Raw genomic sequence first — 20,560 nt, 5'->3', positions numbered from 1 at the left:
GTCGTTCTCGAAGCCACTGGTCTCGTAAAGACCTACCAGTCCCTGGTCCCCTTCGTGGGTCGTTCAGTCGAGGTCCTGACCGGCGCGGACGTCACACTCACCGAGGGCGAAATCGTCGGGATCGTCGGCGGCAACGGCTCCGGCAAGTCGACGTTGATGAAGATCCTCGTCGGCGCGCTTCAGGCCGACGCCGGCCACGTCACGCGAGACGGAACGATCGGATGGTGTCCGCAGGAGACGCTCCTGTACGATCGGCTCACCGTCGCGGAGAGTTTCGACCTGTTCGGTGAAGCCTACGACCTCCACGACGAACGCGTCGTGGATCGCCGCGACGCACTCGCCGACCGCCTCGACTTCGACGAGTTCCTCGAGTACCGCGTCGACCATCTTTCGGGTGGCAACCGACAGAAAGTCAATCTCGCCATCGCGCTCCTCCACGAACCCGACCTGCTACTCCTCGACGAACCCTACACCGGCTTCGACTGGGAAACCTACCTCGCGTTCTGGAACCTCACAGACTCCCTCGTCGAGAACGGCACCACGATCGCCATCATCTCGCACCTCATCAGCGAACGCGAACGCTTCGATCGCATCCTCGAACTCGAAGACGGAACCCTCTCCGAGCAAGCGGCCGTCCCACGACAGACCAGGGATTCAGTACACGGTGCACAGACCCCGACCGACCCCGACGAAGCCGCAGAGCAGGAGGGATGACATGAGCCGCCTCACGACCGTCACCCGACTCCGTGTTACCGAACTCGCTCGCCAGCCCCTCACGCTGGTCATGCTGCTCGCCCTCCCGCCGATCGTCATCGAAATGTACGGCGTCGCCGTGAAATCGTTCCCACAACTCCCCACCCTCGGTGCGGATCCAGCGACCGTCGGCCGCATGACCGGGACGCTGTTTGCCGTCGCGTTTCTCGCCGGCCTCGTCGGCCTCTTCCAGGTCATCAGTGCTCGTCGCGGTGACGAACGCGCCGTCATCGCCGGCTTCCCCCGGTGGGAACTCCTCGCGACGCGCCTCCTCACAATGCTCATCGTCGCGGTCGCCGGCGCAACCGTCGCCCTCGCCACGCTCATCGACACCGTCGAGGTCGCTGCCCCCGCGCTCGCGTTCGGTTTCCTCGTCCTCGCCGCTCTCATTTACGGACTGATGGGGGTGATCGTCGGGACGCTCGTCCCGCGAGAACTCGAAGGCTCGATCGTCCTCGTGTTCATGGCCGACATCGACAACGCCCTCTCGTCAGGGCTCTTCCCGATCGACGCATCGACGACGCTCCCCCTCGTCGGTGAGATAGGTGTGACCGGCTTCGTTCCACTGTTTCATTCTCACGAACTCTTCGTCAACGCAGTGCTGGACGGCGAAGTTGCATCGGGCCACCTCCTCCCCGCACTCGGCTGGGTACTCGGATTACTCGTCATCGCGTTCGTCGCCTACGGCCACACGGCTGGGAATGGCTGGCTCACGTCGAACGGAGGGTCAGCGTGACTCGCGTCGGCACCGCTCTCCGAAGTGGGGCGACGGAACTGCGTCGGACGCCGTTACTCCTGGCACTCCTCGTGTTCGCCCCCGCCTACGTCATCTACCTGTTCACGCTCGTCGCGCCCGAGGGAACTGCCGTCGTCCACCTGGGTGGCGAAGTCGTGCGGACGCCGCTCGACGAGGCATTTCCAGCGTTCACCACCCCAATGACCGCGGCGTTGCTGTCGGGCATTACCGGGCTGTTCCTGATGCACAGCTCGGCAGTCGCTGACTCGCGGCTCGTCGTCGCCGGCTACCGCGCCCACCAGGTCGTCCTCGCTCGCGTCGGCCTTCTCCTCGGCGTCGCGGCCGTCGCTACCGTCGTCTCCGTCGGCGTGATGCTCACCGCGTTCGAACCGGAACACGTCGGCTGGTTCGTCCTCGGTACGGGTCTCACGGCACTCGTCTACGGGATGGTCGGCGTGCTCGCAGGCGTCCTGCTTGCGCGCATCACTGGCGTCTACCTCATCCTCTTCGGCTCGATGATCGACCTCTTCATCTTCCAGAACCCCCTCGCAACGAACCCGCCACCCGCCGCCCAATTCCTCCCCGGTCACTACCCACTTCGCGTCGCAATGGAAGCCGGTTTCACCGGCACCGTCGAGATTGCATCGGTCGGCTGGACGCTCCTCTACCTCGGCGTCCTCACCGCCATCACGACCGGCGCATTCTATCGCCGGATGACCGTCACCTGATTCTCCACGACGATACGGTGCCGGCCGATCGAGCCGCGGCCGGTCTGATGATGGTGTTCGCGATGCCGAGGCGTGAGCGGTCTCCTCGTCGTCTCGACCGTCCGCAGTACGCGAACCGATTTCCTGGACCGCCGACGTACTACCGCCCATGTCGACCACCGTCTTGAGCCCCGACGAAGGGCCAGACCTGTGCGTGCTGCCAGTCCCGAATCTTCGACCACGAGCCCATTTGCGTCCGCGATTGCACCGACGACTGTGGCTCGCCGACGTACTTCTGCAACTACGCGTGCTTGTCGGCGTCCGTCGAAGAGAACGGCCTCACCGCCGGCGACGCGTGCGAGTGGTCGCCCGAGTAACGACGGATGGTAGCTCGGTCGTCGAGTCGTACTGCATCTCGTCGTCAGGCGCTCGCGTCGTACCCGGCGTCTTCGACGGCAGCGACGAGGTCGTCCGGGTCGGCGTCGCCCTCGACTGTCGCCTGATCGCTCTCGCGATCGGCCGTCACACCGTTCACCCCGGCGACGCCTTCGAGGGCCTCCTCGACGGTCTGCTCGCAGTGGCCACAGCTCATCCCTTCGACGGTTAGCGTTCTGGACATGGTACCCCATCTACGTCCCGGCGGACTTTCTCGATTGTGCCTTCGAAACTGAAGTGCGTGCCGGCTATCGAATCGGTCGGTTCGGGGCCAACTGACTCACATCCAACGCTCGATCCCGATGTCTCAGCGACAGAAGGTTTCGATTACAATAGCTGGAGGCCGGATTAGTTTACTCCCCGAAGGACAACGGCATTGAACGATGCTCCCGTACGTACAGGTAGAGATCGCGTTTCGACGCGACTCGACGGTGATGGCCATGACTCCCGATACGACGGACCGGCAACTCGTCTGGATCGCCCTCGCAATCATCGTGGTGCTTTTCATCCTTCCAGCGTTTGCGATGGGATTCGGTATGATGGGCCCCACAATGGGTGGTGACTGGGGGCACCCGATGTGGGGAGCCGGCGACGTGGTACCGGGCTGGATGTTCGTCGTCTGGGCTGTAATGCAACTGCTGTTCCTGGCGCTCCTCGTCGGTGCCGGGTACCTCGGCTATCGGGCCCTGAGGTCTCGGTCGAAATCGACCGATCCAGCCCTCGAAGAGCTCCGATCCGCCTACGCTCGGGGCGAAATCGACGACGAGGAGTTCGAACGGCGTCGCGAACGACTCGAATCGGACCGGTAGGGCCGAACGATGCAGGCCGAACTCCTCCCCCAGGCGTTCGAGGCGCTGCGGATCGGCGTCGGCTTCCTCTGGACGGCGGCGTGGGCGATCATCATGGGGCTGGTGATCACCAGCCTCGTCCAGGTCTACGTCTCCAAGGAGCGGATGGCGTCCGTCCTCGGTGAGGGCGACGTCGCCGGCCTGACGAAAGCGACGCTGTTCGGGGCTGCTAGCAGCGGCTGTAGCTTCGGCGCCGTCGCCATCGGCAGGGGGCTCTTCAAAAAAGGTGCCCACGTCGTGAACTTCCTCGCGTTCATGTTCGCCTCGACGAACCTCATCGTCGAACTCGGGCTGATGATCCTCATCCTGCTTGGCTGGGAGTTCCTCGTCGCCGAACTGCTCGGCGGCGTGATCCTCATCGCGGTGATGGCGGTCATCGTCCACCTGACCCTGCCCGAGAATCTCTTCGAGGACGTCCGAGAGGAACTGAACGAGCGCGACCACGAGCACGGCGTCAGCGAGGATCCAACCTGCGGAATGGAAGGCAACGACGAGCATTCCATCGTCACCGACGGCGGGGAGACGCTCAAATTCTGCTCGGAGGGCTGCGTGGAGACCTACCGGCAGGAAGCGGCCAGCACCGGTGGCTGGCGCGACGAACTCCTGTCGTGGGGCGGCTGGTACAAGATCGGCAACCAGTACCGCAAGGAGTGGTCGATGCTCTACAAGGACGTCATCGCTGGCTTCCTCATCTCCGGGTTCGTCATCGTCTTCGTCCCGCAGTGGGTCTGGAACTCGCTGTTCCTCCAGGGCGACGGGTTGCTCGCGAGCGCGGAGAACGCCGTCATGGGCGTGGCCATCGCCGTCCTCAGTTTCGTCGGGAGCATGGGGAACGTCCCCTTCGCCGTCGCGCTATGGGGCGGCGGCGTCAGCTTCGCCGGCGTCATCGCCTTCGTCTACGCCGACCTGATCACGATCCCCGTCCTCAACGTCTACCGCAAGTACTACGGCCTGACGGTGATGGCCTACATCCTCGGCGTCTTCTTCGTGACGATGGCCTTCACGGGCTTTCTCATGGAACAGCTGTTCGACGCGCTCGGCATCGTCCCCAACCTCGCCGGTGGGACGACCGCGTCCGAGCAAACGTACTTCGAACTGAACTACACGTTCTACCTCAACCTGATCGCGTTCGCGCTCTCCGGGTTCCTTCTCTTTGTCTACCGTCGGGGCCTCGGGGCTCCCGGTCAGTATCGCGATCCAGTCTGCGGGATGCGGACCGATGATTCTGGACCGACTGTGACCCGTGACGGCGAGACGTACCACTTCTGCTCGAACGCGTGCAAGCGTCGGTTCGAGGAGATGCCCGGCGAGTTTGATCAGATCGAACCCGTCGCTTCGGGGGCAGCCACCGGCGGACACGACCACCACTGATTGACCCATGAGCAGAAACACCGCCGATTCAACGACGGTCGGGCGCCCGGAACGACAACTCCCTGACTGGCTGGCGACGTATACCCGGTACGGACTCTGGGGCCTCGTCGTCGGAACTACCCTCTGTCTGCTCGCGCTGTTCACGAACGCGGTTCCCGACCCGTCATTCCCCTGGTTCTCACTGCCGGGGGCCTACCGCATTCCGATCACCCAGCCCCGGATCGAGCACTGGCCGGTGAGCTATACGGTCGGCATCTGGCTGTGGATCGCGTGTGCGCCCGCGGCGTTCCTTCGGGGCTACGAGCGGGTAGCGGGTCGCTGGCGATTCGGTCCAGCCACGTGGCTCGTCGGACTGCCGACCGTCGCGATGATAACGCTGACGACGTACTGTCGGTTCTTCTGGCCGAAACCCACGCCCGCGACGTGGAACGCGCCGGCGTACACGTTCGTCTGCTGGGCGTACTGCTCGACGTACGACCCGCTGTGGAGCAACTTGGCGTACCTCGTCGCATCGATCGGCGTCGTCGCGTTCGGGCTCGTCGTCCGCCGATCGTCGCTCGCCGTCGCGACGGAGGCGACCTACGGTGCGCTGGCGCTCCCGCTCGGCCTGCCGGCGCTGTTCGATGCGTACAGGCGGTCGAGGGCGACGTAACGGGGACGTGCCGGGGAGAACCCGACCAGTTTGCTATCGCGGATCGTCGGTTTCAACCCAGCCGTCGTGCGCGCAGCTCGGTCTCTCGAGCGGACCGTCGAGCGTGACAGCTGCCTCGAGTCCGTCCACTGGATCGGCTCAGTGAATCGCGACGGACGTCGCTCGAAGCCCGGTCCTCGGAACCGATCGGCTCCGATTCGGCGTCACAGGGACAGGTCTGAAGCTCTCCCGCGGCGCGGGTGCTGATAGGTACCGACGGACGGGTTCGCCGCAGTGCGGGCAGCGACCCGTCACGCCCCGGCTCACGGGTGCGGATTTCGGCACACCCCTCGCTTTTGAAGCGGATACTGCGTCCTAGCAATCCGTGGCGCCTCCCGGATTGTGAACCACGCGAACACGGTCGCTCGCTCCGCTCGCGCTGCGTGTTCTCTCCTTCAAATCCGTCCGGTTTCCATCTCTGTTGCTCGCGAATTGCTCGCACCAGAAATGCCGCCTCCCGGATTGTGAACCACGCCGAGACGTTCCTGCTCGGCCTCCGGCCTGCGCGGGCTGCGACTCGTCTGATTCAAATTCGCTCGGGTTTCCATCGCTGTCGCTCACGAATTGTTCGCGACAGCAATGCCGCCTCCCGGATTTGAACCGGATGACACACCTCACTCGGTACCGTCACCCGGTACGATGTCCGCAGGCGTGAGGAGCGATACGTCCGATCGATCCGCAGCGACTTGCTTCAGGTCGTCGGAAAACCCGGCGCGACAGAAACAACAGTAGTGCTGTTCTCGATCGGCCCCGTTCGGTGGTGTCCACCGAACCTGTGACGCAGTTCGTTCGAGGTCAGACAGGTCGCCTTCGGTCATCTTCCGGCTGGTGTACTTGCATTCGCCAACCACGAGCGTTCCGTCGCTTGCGAGTCCGACGACGTCGATTTCGTGTCGCTGATACCACCAGTAGCCGATCCCCTGGTAGGTCTTAGGTAGTACCGACGGTAGCGCATTCTGACAGACCTGCTCAAACATCGTCCCCATGTAGTCGTTGAACGTCGGATCGACTACCTGCTCGTATGCGTCATTACCGAGCTGTGCGAGCTTGCCCTGTTGACCGTAGACGTACCGGAACCAGAATCGGAACAACGGCTCTCTCAGTCGGTAGCGACTCTTCCGCGTCGAATTCGGGTTCGCAGTCACGGGAATGTCCCGTTCGATGAGTCTGAGACGCCGAAGCTTCGAGAGATACGATCCAAGCGCGTTCGAGTCGACACCAGCGAAGTCCGCGATTTCGTTGGCCGCCCGTTTCCCGGTCGCGATCGCACGCAAAATCGTGTAGTACGTCTGCGGTTCACGAATCCCGAACTCCGTTCGTAACAGGAACTCCGGCTCGTTGTGGAGGACGCCATGTTCCGAGAGGATCTGTGATTGGACGTTCTCGGCGAGCGAGCGAGACGGGTCCACCGCCTGGAGATAGTACGGCGTTCCCCCGAAGATACCCCAGGCCCTGATGACGCTATCCGGATCGTCGTCGGGATAGAACTGCCGTGCGTCCGCCAGATCGAGTGGCGGGAGGTCGATCGTTGCGGTCCGTCGGCCATACAACGGACTGCCACCGGTGAGGACCTTGTCTTCCATGATGCTGATCGACGACCCGACAAGCACCAGCGACGTGCCCGTCTCTTCTAAGTGCGTGTCCCAGACGCGCTGAAGCTTTGAGGGAAGTGCGTCATCCGACTCGACGAGGTAGGGAAATTCGTCGAGTACGACGACTGCGTCCTGGCGACCCAGCGCCCGAAGCAGCGCTTCCCAGTCGCGCTGTATGTCCTCAATGACTGGAAACGTCTCACTGGCAGCGGCGACAAAGTCCGCAAGCTGCACCTCCGGTGTCTCCTCTGTCGCCTGCCAGTAGACGGCGTCCTGACGGCCGCGAACCGCTTCACGAACGAGTGCGCTCTTGCCGAGTCGCCGGCGGCCGTACAGGACGATCAACTCGGCTCTGTCGCTCTCGAACCGCGATTCGAGGAGGGAGCGTTCGTCCTCGCGGTCGATAAAGCGCGGGTGAGACATGTACCGCCGTTCGTCTTTGCTCGTAATAATGCTGCCGATTATCTAAATCGTCATTTTACTAATTCCGTTTTTACTAATCCCCATCCACGGAGCATCCGGTACTCGAAGTACAGCGGTCCGCCTATCGGCTGGACGGTTGGCGATCGGAGGGTGAGAGAACGTCGAGAACCGAGATCGTCGCTCTCTGGCATTCGAACCGCAGTATGATTGTGGCTCCCGGATTGTGAACCACGCCGAGACGTTCCTGCTCGGCCTCCGGCCTGCGCGGGTTGGGCTCGTTTACTTCAAACCCGGTCGGCGTCGTTTCTTCGATCTGCGACCGCTCGCTACGCTCACGGTCTTGATCTCAGAATATGCCGCCTCCCGGATTTGAACCGAAGCAAGACGTTCCGGGTTGCTCCCTGCGGTCGCTTTCCGGGCTGCGACTTGCAGGGTTCAGAATCCGTCCGGTTTCCATTTCTGCTGCTCGCGGATTGCTCGCAGCAGAAATGCCGCCTCCCGGATTTGAACCGGGGACAGCTCGATCTTCAGTCGAGTGCTCTCCCAGTCTGAGCTAAGGCGGCCTACTCGGTTCTGGGTCGATGGGACAAAAAAGGATTTCGAATGGCGCCCCGCCGCGGTATGGTCGCGGTATCGACGATCCTCGGGCGTAGTGTCTCGTTGACCGAGAGTCAGGGGCCTCGTTATTGACCAGGCAGATATTCAAGCCACGTTTTTGCCTTCAGCAGGGTAAGGGACTGTTATGGAGTCGTTTCCCCAGCAGGAGGACGCCGAGCAACTCACGGCGGATACTATCCTGGAGTTACTCGCAAACCGGCGTCGGCGCTACCTCCTGTACGCACTCAGAGGGCGAACCGAACCGGTCGAACTCTCCCGGCTGGCCGAGACGGTCGCCGGCTGGGAACACAACGTTCCCCCCGACGAGGTGGCCCAGAACGACTACAAGAGCGTCTACGTCTCGTCCGTCCAGTGTCACGTGCCGAAGCTGGCCGAGGCGGGCGTCGTCGAGCACGATACGGACGATCACTCCGTGATCCTCTCGGACACGTTCGAGCAGCTCGAACCGTACCTCGAGGTCGTCGTCCAGGACGAACCGGAGAATTCGACGCTCCAGCGCGCTCTGGGTGCGGAGACCCACGAGGGCCTGCTCGGATCGATCCGCCAGAACGTCGCGAAACTCAAACAGTAGTAACGACGCGATACGCCCGCCGTCGACGCCGGCCGATCCAATCGACTCCACTCCCCACGTCGCTCGGCGCGACTGGTCACTGACGGAACTCCTTTCGGAAATGCCGATCGGCCATCGATCGGCCGCGACGCCCGTCGAATCGGCGGTTCGCCCGCCGACATCAGTATCGGAACGCGGATACAGGTACTGATTACCGTCGCCGGCTAGGCTTCGGGACGCCCGTTCACGGACTGCGACCGATCCCGATATCGGCCGGCCGGAACCGACGATTCGGATGCGGTGTCGCCAGTGGAGCGGGACTCACTGACCATGACGACGAGCGACCGATCGACGACCGCGCTCCGCTTTGCCCTCCTGACGGTGAGCTTCGGGCTCGCCGTCGTCAAACTGGACGGCAATCCGACTGCGGTTTTCTTCGGTGCGGGGGTTCTCCTGCTCGTCTTCTTCAGTACCGATCTCTCGCGGATCGAGATCGCTCCGTGGATCTCGATCCGATTCGAGAGCGAGGACGCCGACGACCCGGAGCGACGTCGGGAGCGAGAGTAACCGGTTTGAGTGCCCGTCAGTCGTCCTTCGCGCCCGGGTTGGTCACCGCGCCGTTGGCCGCCGAGCCGAAGGCCCGGCCGTACTTCGCGAGGACGCCGGCGGTGTAGGCGGGTTCGGGATCGTCCCGCGCCGCCAGGCGGGCGTCGATCTCCGCGTCCGAGAGGTCGACGGACAGGTCGCGGTTCGGGATGTCGACGGTCACCGTATCGCCGTCTTCGACCGCGGCGATCGGCCCGCCGTCGAACGCCTCCGGCGCGACGTGACCGATCATCGGGCCGCGGGTCGCGCCGGAGAAGCGACCGTCGGTCAGCAGCGCGACGTCGTCCTCGTGGCCCTGGCCGACGACGGCCGCCGTGACGCCGAGCATCTCGCGCATGCCGGGCCCGCCGCAGGGCCCCTCGTTGCGGATGATGACGACGTCGCCGGACTCGATGCCGCCCGACTGAACCCACTCCATGGCGTCCTCCTCGCGCTCGAAGACCCGGGCCGGCCCCCGGTGGTAGAGTTCGTCGTCGCCGGTCACCTTCAGCACCGAGCCGTCGGGGGCGAGGTTGCCGGTGAGGATGACGAGCGCGCCCTCTTCGTGGATGGGGTCGTCGATCGGGCGGACGACCCCCGGATCGACCGCGTCGTCGGCCGGCAGCGAGAGCGCGTCGAGTTCGTCCGCGATCGTTCGACCGGTGATCGTCATCGCGTCGCCGTGGAGCAAGTCGGCCTCGAGGAGCCGTCGGAGGACGACCGGAATCCCGCCCTGCTGGTGGAGGTCGGCCATCACGTGGGCCCCGCCGGGGCGGACGTCGACGATGTGGGGCGTCCGCCGGGAGATCTCGTCGAAGTCCTCGATCGAGAGGGAGACGCCGGCCTCCGCGGCCAGGGCCAGCAGGTGGAGGACGGAGTTCGTCGACCCGCCGATCGCGACGTCGAGCGTGATGGCGTTCTCGAACGACTTCCGGGTGAGGATGTCGGAGGGGCGCCGATCGGCCTCGACCGCCTCGAGCGCGAGTTCGCCCGCCTCGGCGGCGATCGCTTCGCGCTCGTCCGTGACGGCGGGTGCGGTCGCGGAGCCGAGCGGGGCGAGCCCGAGCGCCTCGCTCATCGAGGCCATCGTGTTCGCGGTGTACATGCCGGCGCAGGAGCCGGGACCCGGACAGGCGGCGTGTTCGAGTTCTTCGAGTTCCTCGCGCGAGAGGTTCCCCTCGGCGTGGGCGCCGACGCCCTCGAAGACGTCCTGGATGGTGACGTCGTCGCCGTGGAACTCGCCGGGGAGGATGGTGCCGCCGTAGCAGAAGACGGTCGGCAGGTCGGTCCGGATCGCGGCCATCATCATGCCCGGCAGGTTCTTGTCGCAGCCGGCCAGCGTCACGAGGCCGTCGAGTCGCTCGCCGAAGGCGACGAGTTCGACGGAGTCGGCGATCACCTCGCGCGAGACGAGCGAGGCCTTCATCCCCTCCGTGCCCATCGAGATCGCGTCGGAGATGGTGATCGTGCCGAACCCGATCGGCATGCCGCCCGCCTCGTCGACGCCGTTCCACGCCGCGTCGGCGAGGTCGTCCAGGTGGACGTTACAGGGCGTGATGTCGGCCGCCGGGTTCGCGACGCCGATCATCGGCGAAGCGAGGTCGTTCTCGTCGTAATCCATCGCGTAGAACATCGCCCGGTGGGGCGCGCGATCGGGGCCCTCGGTGACGTCGTTGCTCGGCAGATCCGGGGGTTTCTCTCGCGTCTCGGGGGTCTCCTGTGACATACTCACGTAGCGGCGCCGGAAGACCTTAAGCCTCGTCAGTCGTGCAAAACTGTTCGGGAGTTCGGGGCCTGCGGGAACATGTTCCCGGTCCCGGTGAGCGCTCTACTCGCCCGGTCTGTGAAATCGATCGTATCGGTACTGAAACCGACACGTATACGGATCGATACCCATCAGGTCAGGTATGATCGAGTATCGTCCCCTCGACGAGGACCACCGGAAGGCCTTCAGTGAGTACGTCGGCTACGGCTTCACCCCCGAGTCGGGCCCGGTCGACTTCGACCCGACCGAGGACGACCACGAACGGATGCAACTCGGCGCGCGCCGCGGCCTCTTCGACACCGAGTCGGCGGCCGACGACCCGCTGGTCGTCTGTCTGCACCACTGGTTCGACGCGCTCGTCCGCGGCGACCACCATCCCTCGCCCGGCCTCTCGATGGTCGCCTCACCCCCGGAGCACCGCCGGAAGGGCTACGTCGAGGAGTTGCTCGCCCGTTCGCTCGCCGAGTATCGCGACCGCGGCGATCGCTTCTCGCTCCTCTGGCCGTTTCGCTACCGCTTCTACCGCCAGTTCGGCTGGGAGACCGCCTCCGCCCGCCACGCCTACACGTGCGAGCCCTCGGCCCTCTCGTTCGCACGGGATCGACTCGACGAGGCGGGTTCGTTCCGACCTGTCGAGGCCGAGGAGTACGAGCGTCTCGCGTCCGTCTACGACGCGATGGCGGGCCGGTACGCGCTCTCGATCGACCGCTCCGACGACTGGTGGACCCACCGGATCTTCACCGGGTGGGACGATGACCCCTACGCGTACGTCTGGGAGCGAGGCGGCGAGCCGCGCGGGTATCTCGTCTACTTCGTCGAGGGGTCGTGGGGCGACCGATCGATGCGCGTCCGGGATCTCGCGTTCCGCGATACCGAGGCACTGCTCGCGCTCTGTGCGTACCTCGCCAACCACGATTCCCAGATTTCGGAACTCTCGTTCACCCTCCCGACCGACGTCCCACTTCGCGACCTCGCGACCGACCCCGAGGAGCTCGACTGCGAGCTGTCGAACGGTCCGATGGTCCGCCTCGTCGACGCCCACGAGACGCTCCCGGCGCTCTCGTACCCGGCCGCCGACGAGGAGAGCGTGACGCTCGCCGTCGAGGATCCGCTCGTCGACTGGCACGACGACCCGCTCCGCCTCGTCGTCGCGGACGGCACCCCGACGTGCGAACGCGTCCCCGGCGCCGATCCCGACCTCTCCCTCGACGTGGGGACGCTCTCGCAGGTGGTCGTCGGCTATCGCACGGCGAGCGACCTCGCCCGACTCGGCCGGCTCGACGCGCCCGACGACGTCGTCGCGACGCTCGACCGGCTCTTCCCCCGCGACCAGCCGTACGTGGATACCGGATTCTGAGGCTGATCGCGGGTCCTACGGGTGATTCGTGGTAGGATCGGGTGACGGCGCGAACGCGGAAACACAGCGGCGCTGCCGATCAGAGACGGTCACTCGGTGTCGAGGCGCGCGACGATCGCCCCGGTGACGTCGTCGGTCGTCGCGTCGCCGCCGAGGTCGGGCGTTCGCGGACCGGACTCGAGAACGGACTCGACGGCCCGGCGAACCGCCCGCGCGTCCTCGTCGTACCCGAGGAATTCCAGCAGCATGGCGGCCGAGAGGATCGTCGCGCTCGGGTTCGCGACGCCCTCCCCGGCGATGTCCGGCGCCGTTCCGTGGACCGGTTCGAACAGCCCGCGCTCGGGCCCCAGGTTTGCGGAGGGGAGGAGGCCGAGCCCGCCGACGAGGCCGGCCGCAAGGTCGGAGAGCACGTCCCCCGCGAGGTTCGGACAGACGACGACGTCGAACTGCGTCGGGTCGAGACAGACCCGGGTCGCGAAGGCGTCCATGAGAACCTCGTCTGGCTCGACGCCGCGCTCGGCCGCCACGTCGAAGACGGCCTCGCGAAAGAGCCCGTCGGTCTCGCCCATGACGTTCGCCTTGTGGACGACGGTGAACGCGTCGGCCGCGACGTCGTCGAGGTACCGACAGGCGAACTCGGCGAGGCGCTGGGATGCGTCGCGGGTCGTGAGTCGCGTGCCCGTCGCGACGTCGTCGGTGAGGCGGTGTTCCAGCCCGGCGTAGACGCCCTCGGTGTTCTCGCGGAGGAAGACGAGGTCGGTCTCCGGCCGGACGGCGTCGACGCCCGGGTACGCCCTGGCCGGGCGAACGTTGACGAAGGAGTCGACGGCGCTCCGAAGGGGCAGGATCACGTCCGCGGCCGTCTCGCCCGCGGCGCCGAACAGGGTCGCGTCGGCCGCCTCGACGGCCGCGCGCGTCTCCGCGGGCAGCGGCGTGCCGCGCTCGTCCGCGACGTGATCGCCGGCCTCGTAGGACGCGAATTCGAAGCCCGGATCGAGCGCCTCGAGCACGTCGACGGCGGCCGGGACGACTTCCTGCCCGACGCCGTCGCCCGGAATCACGACGATCGTTTCGCCGCCTGCGTCCGGATCGGTGCCGCTCATTTCGCCGACGCCTTCCACATCATCGTTGCTAGTCGACGTCCTGGTCATTGTCCCGTCCGCCCGATGCCGTCGTCGGGCTCGAGGTCGACGTACGGGAGCGATTCGGCCGTCTCGCGAACGGACTCGGCGTTCTGGCGCATGAGCGCCGTCGTGTCCCAGTTGCCGTCGACGAGCGCCCGCCGCTGGGCCTCGTCCACCGTGACGTCGAGCGTCGTCCCGCCGTAGGTGACGGTTTCGGCCGCGACGGAGACCGCGATCGAATCGTCGGGGTTGTCCTCGATCCAGTCCTGCAGCGCGACGACCGACTCGTGATCGGCCGTCACGGTCGGGATGCCCAGACCGAGGCAGTTGCCCGCGAAGATCTCGGCGAAGCTCTCGCCGACGATGGCGTCGATCCCCCAGCGCATCAGCGCCTGCGGGGCGTGTTCGCGCGAGGAGCCGCAGCCGAAGTTCGAGTTCACCACGAGGATCGACGCGCCGGTGAAGCGATCGTCGTTGAACGGATGGTCGAGCGGGTCGTCGTTCTCATCAAATCGCTGGTCGAAGAACGCGAACTGGCCGAGTCCCTCGAAGGTGACCGCCTTCAGGAAGCGCGCCGGCAGGATCTGGTCGGTGTCGATCTCGTTGCCGCGAACCGGAATGCCGGTGCCGCGAACGCGCTCGACCGGGTCCGGGCCAGCCGTCGTGGGTTCGGCCGCCTCGTCACCGGTCATACCGTCACCTCCGGAAGCGTCCGGACGTCCGTGACGGCGCCGGTGACGGCCGCCGCGGCGACCATCTTCGGACTCATCAGTACGGTCCGACCGTCGGGACTGCCCTGGCGGCCGACGAAGTTGCGGTTCGAGGAGGAGGCACACGCCTCGTCGCCCTCGAGCTGGTCGTCGTTCATCCCCAGACACATCGAGCAGCCGGCGCCGCGCCAGTCGAAGCCGGCCTCGCGGAAGACCGCGTCGAGGCCCTCGCGCTCGGCCGCGGCCTTGACCCGCTGGCTGCCGGGGACGACCATCGCCCGGACGTCGGGGTGGACCTCGCGACCCGACACGACCTCGGCCGCGGCCCGCAGGTCGGCCAGGCGCGCGTTCGTACAGGAGCCGAGGAAGGCGACGTCGATCTCGTACCCGTCCATGGTCTCGCCGGGCGTGACGCGCATGTGCTCCTGGGCCTCGCGGGCGACGTCTCGCTCGTCGTCGGGCAACTCGGACGGGTCGGGGATCGGCTCGGAGACGCCGACGCCCTGCCCCGGGGTCGTCCCCCAGGTCACCATCGGTTCGAGCGACGAGGCGTCGATCTGGACGACGTCGTCGTACGTGGCGTCGGGATCCGAGCGGATCGACTCCCAGTACGGTTTCAGTTCCTCGAGTCGGCCGGGGTCGTCCGCGAAGGCGGGCGTCTCGGCCAGCCACGCGTAGGTGGTCTCGTCGGGGTTGACGTACCCGGCACGGGCGCCGCCCTCGATCGACATGTTGCAGATGCTCATTCGTCCCTCCATGTCCATCGACTCGATCGCTTCGCCCGCGTACTCGTAGACGTAGCCGACGCCGCCGTCGGTACCCAGCTCGCGGATGATCGCCAGGATGACGTCCTTGGCGGTGACGCCCGGACCGAGTTCGCCGGTGACTTCGATCCGGCGGACGCGCTGTTTCTCCATGGCGACGCAGCCGGTCGCGAGCACGTCCCGGATCTGGGAGGTGCCGATGCCGAAGGCGAGCGCGCCGAACGCGCCGTGGGTCGCGGTGTGGGAGTCGCCGCAGACGACGGTCGTTCCGGGCTGGGTGAGTCCCTGCTCCGGCCCGACGACGTGGACGATGCCCTGTCGACCGGACTCGGGGTCCGAAAAGTCGATATTCGCCGCCGAGACGTTCGCCTCCAGGGCCCGCATCATCTCCTCGGCCGCGTCGTCGGCGAACGGACGCGACTGGTCGGCCGTCGGGATAATGTGATCGACCGTCGCGTGCGTGAGCGAGGGGTAGGCGACGTCGTAGCCCCGCTCTTCGAGCATGCCGAACGCCTGCGGGCTGGTGACCTCGTGGACCAGGTGCAGGCCGACGAACAGCTGATCCTGGCCGGTCGGGAGCGTCCGGACCCGGTGTTCGTCCCACACGCGGTCGTAGAGCGTCCCCTCGCTCATTGGGCGTCCTGGTCCCCGCGGTCGAAGACGCGGACGTGGCCGTCGACGGGGGAGGTGTGGTCGACGTCGCTCATCCGGCGCGGCGACGGGTCCGCGTCCGTCTCCTCGTCGTCCGTTTCATCCGTAGCCGGCTCCTCCCGGTCCCCCTCGGTGGCGCGCTCCACGTCGGCGCCGCCGTCGGAGGGTCGGTCGTCGCCGGACTGCGTCGGTGTCTCGGCCTCCGGGACGCCGCCGTCCGTTTTCAGCGGCCGCCCCTCGTTGTTCCGTTCGAAGGTCCGGGCGGGTCCCTCGACGGGCGCGGTGTGATCCACGTCGCGCAGTCGACGGGGTCGTCGCGGGCGAGACGGTTTCGCGCGGCTACTCGCGCCGGTTCGGTTCGCGGTCGATTCCTCGGTTCGGGTGGTCGTGTCGTCGGTCATCTGTGTCGAGTCGTTCGATTCCGGTTCGCGTCGCTCGGTGTCGGTTCGGTCGTTCGGCTCGGTCGACGTCGGTCGCCGGGTCATCGCCCGTCCTCGGCCGCCTCGTCCCAGGCGAACAGCTGGCGCAGCTCGGCGCCGACCCGCTCGATTTCGTGGTCCTGCTCGGCCTGGCGGTACTGGGTGTAGGCGGGGCGGTTCGCCCGATTTTCGCTGATCCACTCGCGGGCGAACTCGCCGTTCTGGACCGCCTCGAGAATGTCGTCCATCCCCTCGCGGTCGACGACGCCCTCACCGCGGGTCAGGCCGCCGTACTCGGCCGTGTCGGAGACGGAGTTCCACATCTCCATGTGGCCGCCCTCGTACATCAGGTCGACGATGAGCTTGAGCTCGTTCAGGCACTCGAAGTAGGCCATCTCGGGGGCGTAGCCCGCGTCGACGAGCGTCTCGAAACCGGCTTTGACGAGTTCGGTGACGCCGCCGCAGAGGACGGCTTGCTCGCCGAAGAGGTCGGTCTCGGTCTCCTCGCGGAACGTCGTCTCGACGACGCCGGCCCGGGTACAACCGAGCGCGTCGGCGTAGGCGAGCGCCTGCTCGCGGGCCTCGCCGGTCGCGTCCTGGTAGACGGCGAGCAGGCCCGGCGTTCCCTGGTCGTTCTCGTAGTTGCGCCGGACGAGGTGGCCCGGCGACTTCGGCGCGATCATCGTCACGTCGACGTCCGCGGGCGGCGCGATCTGGTTGTAGTGGACGTTGAAGCCGTGGGCGAACTGCAGCGTGTCTCCCGGCTCGAGGTTCGGCTCGATCGATTCCGCGTAGACGTCCGGCTGGACCGTATCCGGCAGGAGGACGCTCACGACCGAGGCCTGCTCGACGGCGGCGGCCGGCGTCGCGACGCGGAGGCCGTCCGCCTTCGCGGCCTCGCGCGAGCTGCTGTCGGGGCGCAGGCCGACGACGACGTCGACGCCGCTGTCGGCCAGGTTCTGTGCGTGCGCGTGACCCTGCGAGCCGTAGCCCAGGACGGCGACCGTCTCGTCGTTGAGATAGCGCCGGTCGGCGTCCGCCTCGTAGTAGATCGTCGCCTCGACCGACGACTCGTCGGCGACCGTTCCGCCGTCGGTCAGGAACGTGGGCGATTCGTCGACGGTGGTGTCGGTCCCACCGTGACTCGTCTCCGTCGCGTCGTCCGATTCAGTCGCTGCGCCGGTCGTCGTCTCGGTTACCGCGTCGGCGGTGTTCTCGTCAGCCGCCGCGGACTGCGCGTCTCGACGCCGCGCGGCCATGCGGTCGACCGTCTGCTCGTGATTCGTCGGTTCGTCGTCCGTCGGTGGTGTCTCTGTCATGTCGGAATGTCTGTGTAAATCTGTCATCGCGTCAGTCGCTTGTGGATGGTTCGGCTGTCCCCGGGCGGGTCTGGTTGGCCTGGTCGGTCCGGCTCGCCGAATCGGCCTTGTCGGTGGGATCGGCCTTGGACGCGCTCGACGCGGGCTGTTCGCCCGGCGTCGTCGGGGTGTCGCCGCGGGCCAGGGCGGTCGGTCCAGTGCGGGCGATCTCGACGATGCCGAACTGGTGGTAGGCGTCGATCGCGGCGTCGATGGTGTCCTCCGCGCCCGTGAGCTGGACGGTGATCGTTTGCGGGCCAGCGTGGAGGGTCTCGCCGCCGTACATCTCGGTGACCGCGTGGACGCCCTCGGGTCGGTCGCCGCGCACCTTGATCAGGACGAGTTCGCGCGCGACGGTCTCGCCCGCGATCTCGCCGGCGGCGATGACGACCTGGAGCTTTCGCAGCTGCTTTTTCAACTGGTCGAGGCCGGGATCGGTCTCCTCGACGACCATCGTGATGCGGGCGTGGCCCTCGACGGTCGTCGGCCCGACGGTCAGGCTCTCGATGTTGAACTGTCGGCGCGAGACCAGCCCCGAGATCCGTGCGAGCACGCCCGGCTCGTGCTCGACCAAGGCGGAGACGACCGCTCGCCGCTGCTCGTGTTCGGCCTCGACGACCGGATCGATGCGGATCCCGTCGGTGTTGCGCCGACCCCTGGGATGGGGTCGCTCCGACGGGGATGGGCCCGGCAGGCCGGCGTCGTTCTCGTCACGCTCGTCGCTCATAGGTGATCCTCCGAGAGGGCGAATTCGCCGTTCGCGCCGCCGCTCGGCACCATCGGCAGGACGTTCTCCTCCGGGTCGATGTGGAAGTCGATCACCGAGGGACCGTCGTAGGAAAGCGCCGCCTCGACGGTGTCGGCGACGTCGGCGGAGTCGTCGACGGCGAAGCCGCGCGCGCCGAACGCCTCGGCGAGCGCGTCGAACGCCGGCATCCAGTCGTACACCGAGGCCGTCCGCCGCCCCTCGAAGAAGGCGTCCTGCCACTGGCGCACCATGCCGATGTGTTCGTTGTTGAGCACGGCGACGGTGACGTCGAGGTTCTCGCGCACGGCGACGGAGAGCTCCTGGATCGTCATCAGGAACGAGGCGTCGCCCTCGAAGCAGACGACGTCGCGATCGGGCTCGTCCGCCTCGTCGGCCGCGAGTCTCGCGCCGATCGCGGCCGGGAGGCCGTAACCCATCGTTCCCAGGCCGTGCGAGGAGACCCACGTGCGCGGTTCGGTGAACGTCCAGAACTGGCACGCCCACATCTGGTGCTGGCCGACGCCGGTCGTGACGATCGCGTCGTCGGCCGTCGCCGCGTCGAACGCTTCGACCACGAACTGGGGCTTCAGCGGCTCGTCGTCCGGCATCCCGTAGGTCAGCGGATACGTCTCTTTCCACTCGGCGCACTGCTCGCGCCACGACTCGGCCGCCGGTGCGCTCTCGACGGCCTCGGACAGCTGGTCGAGGACGGCGCCAGCGTCGCCGATCAGCGGGTAGTCCGCGCGGACGTTCTTGCTGATCTCGGCCGGATCGATGTCGACGTGGATCACCTCGGCCTCGGGCGCGAACGCCTCGATGCCGCCGGTCAACCGGTCGTCGAAGCGGGTTCCGACGGCGATCAGGCAGTCGGTGTGCGTGATCGCCATGTTGGCGTAGCCGGTGCCGTGCATCCCGGCGAACGACAGCGCGAGGTCGTCGTCCTCGGGGAACGATCCGAGCCCGGGCATCGTCGTCGCGACCGGGATCTCGTTCTCGCGCGCGAACGCCGTCGCGACGTCGTTCGCGTCGGCGGCGACGACGCCGCCACCGAATAGGCAGACGGGTCGGTCGGCCGATTCGATCGCGCGAGCGGCCGCCTCGACCGCCGCGTCGTCGGCCCGCGGCGCCGGATCTCCGTCCGCGGTGTCGTCGGTCGACGCCGCGTCGTCGAACGCGACGCGCTCGTCGAGGTCGGCGAGCGAAACGTCCTTCGGCAGGTCGACCAGCGTCGGTCCCTGTCGACCGCTTCCGGCCAGCCGATACGCGTCTTCGACGACGGCGCCGACCGTGTTCGCGTCGTCGGCGAACGAGTTGTCCTTCGTGATGGGCCGCGTGACGCCGACCGTGTCGGTTTCCTGGAAGGCGTCGTTGCCGACGAGGTCGGTCGGGACCTGTCCCGTCAGGGCGAGCATCGCGTCCGAATCCATGTTCGCGTCGGCGATGCCGGTGACGAGGTTCGTCGCTCCCGGTCCGGACGTCGCGAGGCAGACGCCGGGTTCGTTCGCCACGAGACCGTAGGCGTCCGCCGCGTGGGCGGCCGCTTGCTCGTGGGCCATCGTCACGTGAGTCACCGACGAGCTGGAGAGCGCGTCGTAGACGGGCATGATCGCGCCGCCCTGCACGCCGAAGGCCAGCTCGACGCCGGCCGCCTCGAGCGCGCGAACCACGGCGTCCGCGCCCGTGGCGACCGGGGCGTCCTCCGTCTCTGCGTCGCTGGTCCCGCCTGTCGGTGGATTCGTTTCCGTGGCCGCGGTGCCGCCGGCCGGCTCTGCGTCCGCGGACCGGCCGGCAGCGTCGTCGCGGCCGGACGCTTCCTCCGTTCTCGCTGTCTCGCGATGCGTCGACGTCGTATCTGTCATGTCTGCATGGTGGGTCTGGGGGTTGGTGCTCGATTGGCCTCCAGCCGCCCGTACTGAGAACGCGGTGGCGCCAGCAGACACAGGCCGGGCTGGGGGTCGGCGATTCGTTCGGTCAGTGGAGAAGGGTGTAGGTAGGGGTCTAGACCCCTACAATAATCGAACCGACGAGCACCGTTGCTCCCGAAAACGTCGGACCGTCGAGGGTGGGAGCGCTCGGTTTCACTGTGGGCAGCCAAATGCAACGGCTCGGCATAAATCTGTCGTCGGGTGCAATACTCGTCCCGCTCGGCCGCGAGCGCGCCATCGAGACGCGAGCTCGATAGCTGCGTCTCTCGCCAGTGCGTTCCGAATCGACGCGCTGTGGGTCGGTCGCACTCGTCGGCGCGCGGGCCGCGGCAATCGGCGGCGGTCGCTCGCGGATCGCGGCGTCGCCGCTGCTCGGCCCCTCGAACCGCGGAAGCTGCTCGCTGCGGCGGGAGCGCCGCGACGCTCGTCG

19 protein-coding genes, 1 tRNA gene and 1 pseudogene are annotated in these 20,560 nt (G+C 66.9%); 10 read left to right on the top strand and 11 right to left on the bottom strand.

Annotated elements, in window-relative coordinates:
- The first annotated feature begins 54 nt into the window (after window positions 1-54).
- The 4 genes and pseudogenes from MXA07_RS17105 (at window position 55) to MXA07_RS18330 (ending at window position 2,573) form a co-directional block, all read left to right on the top strand.
- Complete coding sequence (locus MXA07_RS17105) at window positions 55-714, top strand: ATP-binding cassette domain-containing protein (protein ID WP_247729804.1); 660 nt, start codon at window positions 55-57, stop codon at window positions 712-714.
- A gap of 1 nt (window position 715) precedes the next feature.
- Window positions 716-1,489: an ABC transporter permease gene (locus MXA07_RS17100; protein WP_247729803.1), complete on the top strand. Its 774-nt coding sequence runs from the start codon at window positions 716-718 to the stop codon at window positions 1,487-1,489.
- Entirely contained in the window at window positions 1,486-2,217 is a 732-nt protein-coding gene (locus tag MXA07_RS17095; RefSeq protein ID WP_247729802.1) for a hypothetical protein, read from the top strand. Before MXA07_RS17100 ends, MXA07_RS17095 begins: the two co-directional genes overlap by 4 nt.
- 148 nt (window positions 2,218-2,365) lie before the next feature.
- Window positions 2,366-2,573 (top strand): annotated as a pseudogene (locus MXA07_RS18330) (hypothetical protein).
- 44 nt (window positions 2,574-2,617) lie between these two features.
- On the opposite strand, the gene MXA07_RS17090 reads toward MXA07_RS18330, so the two are convergent.
- Window positions 2,618-2,815: a CopZ family metallochaperone gene (locus tag MXA07_RS17090; protein ID WP_247729801.1), complete on the bottom strand. Its 198-nt coding sequence runs from the start codon at window positions 2,813-2,815 to the stop codon at window positions 2,618-2,620.
- 256 nt (window positions 2,816-3,071) lie between these two features.
- On the opposite strand from MXA07_RS17090, the gene MXA07_RS17085 reads away from it, so the two are divergent.
- From MXA07_RS17085 to MXA07_RS17075, 3 genes are read left to right on the top strand one after another with little or no spacing between them, the layout of a single operon-like run.
- A complete protein-coding gene (locus MXA07_RS17085) occupies window positions 3,072-3,440 on the top strand; it encodes an SHOCT domain-containing protein (protein WP_247729800.1) in 369 nt (122 codons plus the stop codon).
- A gap of 9 nt (window positions 3,441-3,449) precedes the next feature.
- Complete coding sequence (locus MXA07_RS17080) at window positions 3,450-4,850, top strand: permease (RefSeq protein ID WP_247729799.1); 1,401 nt, start codon at window positions 3,450-3,452, stop codon at window positions 4,848-4,850.
- Between the two features lie 7 nt (window positions 4,851-4,857).
- Window positions 4,858-5,502: a hypothetical protein gene (locus MXA07_RS17075; protein WP_247729798.1), complete on the top strand. Its 645-nt coding sequence runs from the start codon at window positions 4,858-4,860 to the stop codon at window positions 5,500-5,502.
- 653 nt (window positions 5,503-6,155) lie between these two features.
- On the opposite strand, the gene MXA07_RS17070 is transcribed toward MXA07_RS17075, so the two are convergent.
- Both MXA07_RS17070 and MXA07_RS17065 read right to left on the bottom strand, forming a co-directional pair.
- Window positions 6,156-7,556, bottom strand: coding sequence for an ATP-binding protein (locus MXA07_RS17070; protein WP_247729797.1), 1,401 nt, complete (start codon window positions 7,554-7,556; stop codon window positions 6,156-6,158).
- 489 nt (window positions 7,557-8,045) lie between these two features.
- A tRNA-Phe gene (locus MXA07_RS17065) sits at window positions 8,046-8,119 on the bottom strand.
- Window positions 8,120-8,298: 179 nt separating this feature from the next.
- Here MXA07_RS17065 and MXA07_RS17060 point away from each other — a divergent pair.
- Complete coding sequence (locus MXA07_RS17060; RefSeq protein ID WP_247729796.1) at window positions 8,299-8,745, top strand: DUF7344 domain-containing protein; 447 nt, start codon at window positions 8,299-8,301, stop codon at window positions 8,743-8,745.
- Between the two features lie 309 nt (window positions 8,746-9,054).
- Window positions 9,055-9,291, top strand: coding sequence for a hypothetical protein (locus MXA07_RS17055; RefSeq protein WP_247729795.1), 237 nt, complete (start codon window positions 9,055-9,057; stop codon window positions 9,289-9,291).
- Window positions 9,292-9,307: 16 nt separating this feature from the next.
- On the opposite strand, the gene ilvD is transcribed toward MXA07_RS17055, so the two are convergent.
- Window positions 9,308-11,035, bottom strand: coding sequence for a dihydroxy-acid dehydratase (gene ilvD, locus MXA07_RS17050; RefSeq protein WP_247729794.1), 1,728 nt, complete (start codon window positions 11,033-11,035; stop codon window positions 9,308-9,310).
- A gap of 181 nt (window positions 11,036-11,216) precedes the next feature.
- On the opposite strand from ilvD, the gene MXA07_RS17045 reads away from it, so the two are divergent.
- Window positions 11,217-12,431, top strand: coding sequence for a GNAT family N-acetyltransferase (locus tag MXA07_RS17045; protein WP_247729793.1), 1,215 nt, complete (start codon window positions 11,217-11,219; stop codon window positions 12,429-12,431).
- A gap of 89 nt (window positions 12,432-12,520) precedes the next feature.
- On the opposite strand, the gene MXA07_RS17040 is transcribed toward MXA07_RS17045, so the two are convergent.
- From MXA07_RS17040 to ilvB, 7 genes are all read right to left on the bottom strand, one after another.
- Window positions 12,521-13,534 (bottom strand): isocitrate/isopropylmalate dehydrogenase family protein, encoded by a 1,014-nt coding sequence (locus MXA07_RS17040; RefSeq protein ID WP_247731777.1) that lies wholly within the window; start codon window positions 13,532-13,534, stop codon window positions 12,521-12,523.
- A gap of 44 nt (window positions 13,535-13,578) precedes the next feature.
- Window positions 13,579-14,247 (bottom strand): 3-isopropylmalate dehydratase small subunit, encoded by a 669-nt coding sequence (leuD, locus tag MXA07_RS17035; protein ID WP_247729792.1) that lies wholly within the window; start codon window positions 14,245-14,247, stop codon window positions 13,579-13,581.
- On the bottom strand, window positions 14,244-15,662 hold the full coding sequence (gene leuC, locus MXA07_RS17030; protein WP_247729791.1) for a 3-isopropylmalate dehydratase large subunit: 1,419 nt from the start codon (window positions 15,660-15,662) through the stop codon (window positions 14,244-14,246). The genes leuD and leuC overlap by 4 nt, the downstream gene beginning before the upstream one ends.
- Window positions 15,659-16,165: a hypothetical protein gene (locus MXA07_RS17025; RefSeq protein ID WP_247729790.1), complete on the bottom strand. Its 507-nt coding sequence runs from the start codon at window positions 16,163-16,165 to the stop codon at window positions 15,659-15,661. Before MXA07_RS17025 ends, leuC begins: the two co-directional genes overlap by 4 nt.
- Window positions 16,162-17,358 carry a ketol-acid reductoisomerase gene (ilvC, locus tag MXA07_RS17020; protein WP_425492230.1) on the bottom strand — a complete coding sequence of 399 codons (1,197 nt, stop codon included), beginning with the start codon at window positions 17,356-17,358 and terminating at the stop codon, window positions 16,162-16,164. Before ilvC ends, MXA07_RS17025 begins: the two co-directional genes overlap by 4 nt.
- Window positions 17,359-17,449: 91 nt before the next feature.
- Window positions 17,450-18,184, bottom strand: coding sequence for an acetolactate synthase small subunit (gene ilvN / locus MXA07_RS17015; protein WP_247729789.1), 735 nt, complete (start codon window positions 18,182-18,184; stop codon window positions 17,450-17,452).
- Window positions 18,181-20,064: a biosynthetic-type acetolactate synthase large subunit gene (ilvB, locus tag MXA07_RS17010; RefSeq protein WP_247729788.1), complete on the bottom strand. Its 1,884-nt coding sequence runs from the start codon at window positions 20,062-20,064 to the stop codon at window positions 18,181-18,183. Before ilvB ends, ilvN begins: the two co-directional genes overlap by 4 nt.
- Between the last annotated feature and the right edge of the window lie 496 nt (window positions 20,065-20,560).

Source organism: Halovivax limisalsi (assembly GCF_023093535.1).
Taxonomy (GTDB): Archaea; Halobacteriota; Halobacteria; order Halobacteriales; family Natrialbaceae; genus Halovivax; species Halovivax limisalsi.
This window is presented reverse-complemented; position numbering and strand designations above follow the sequence as displayed.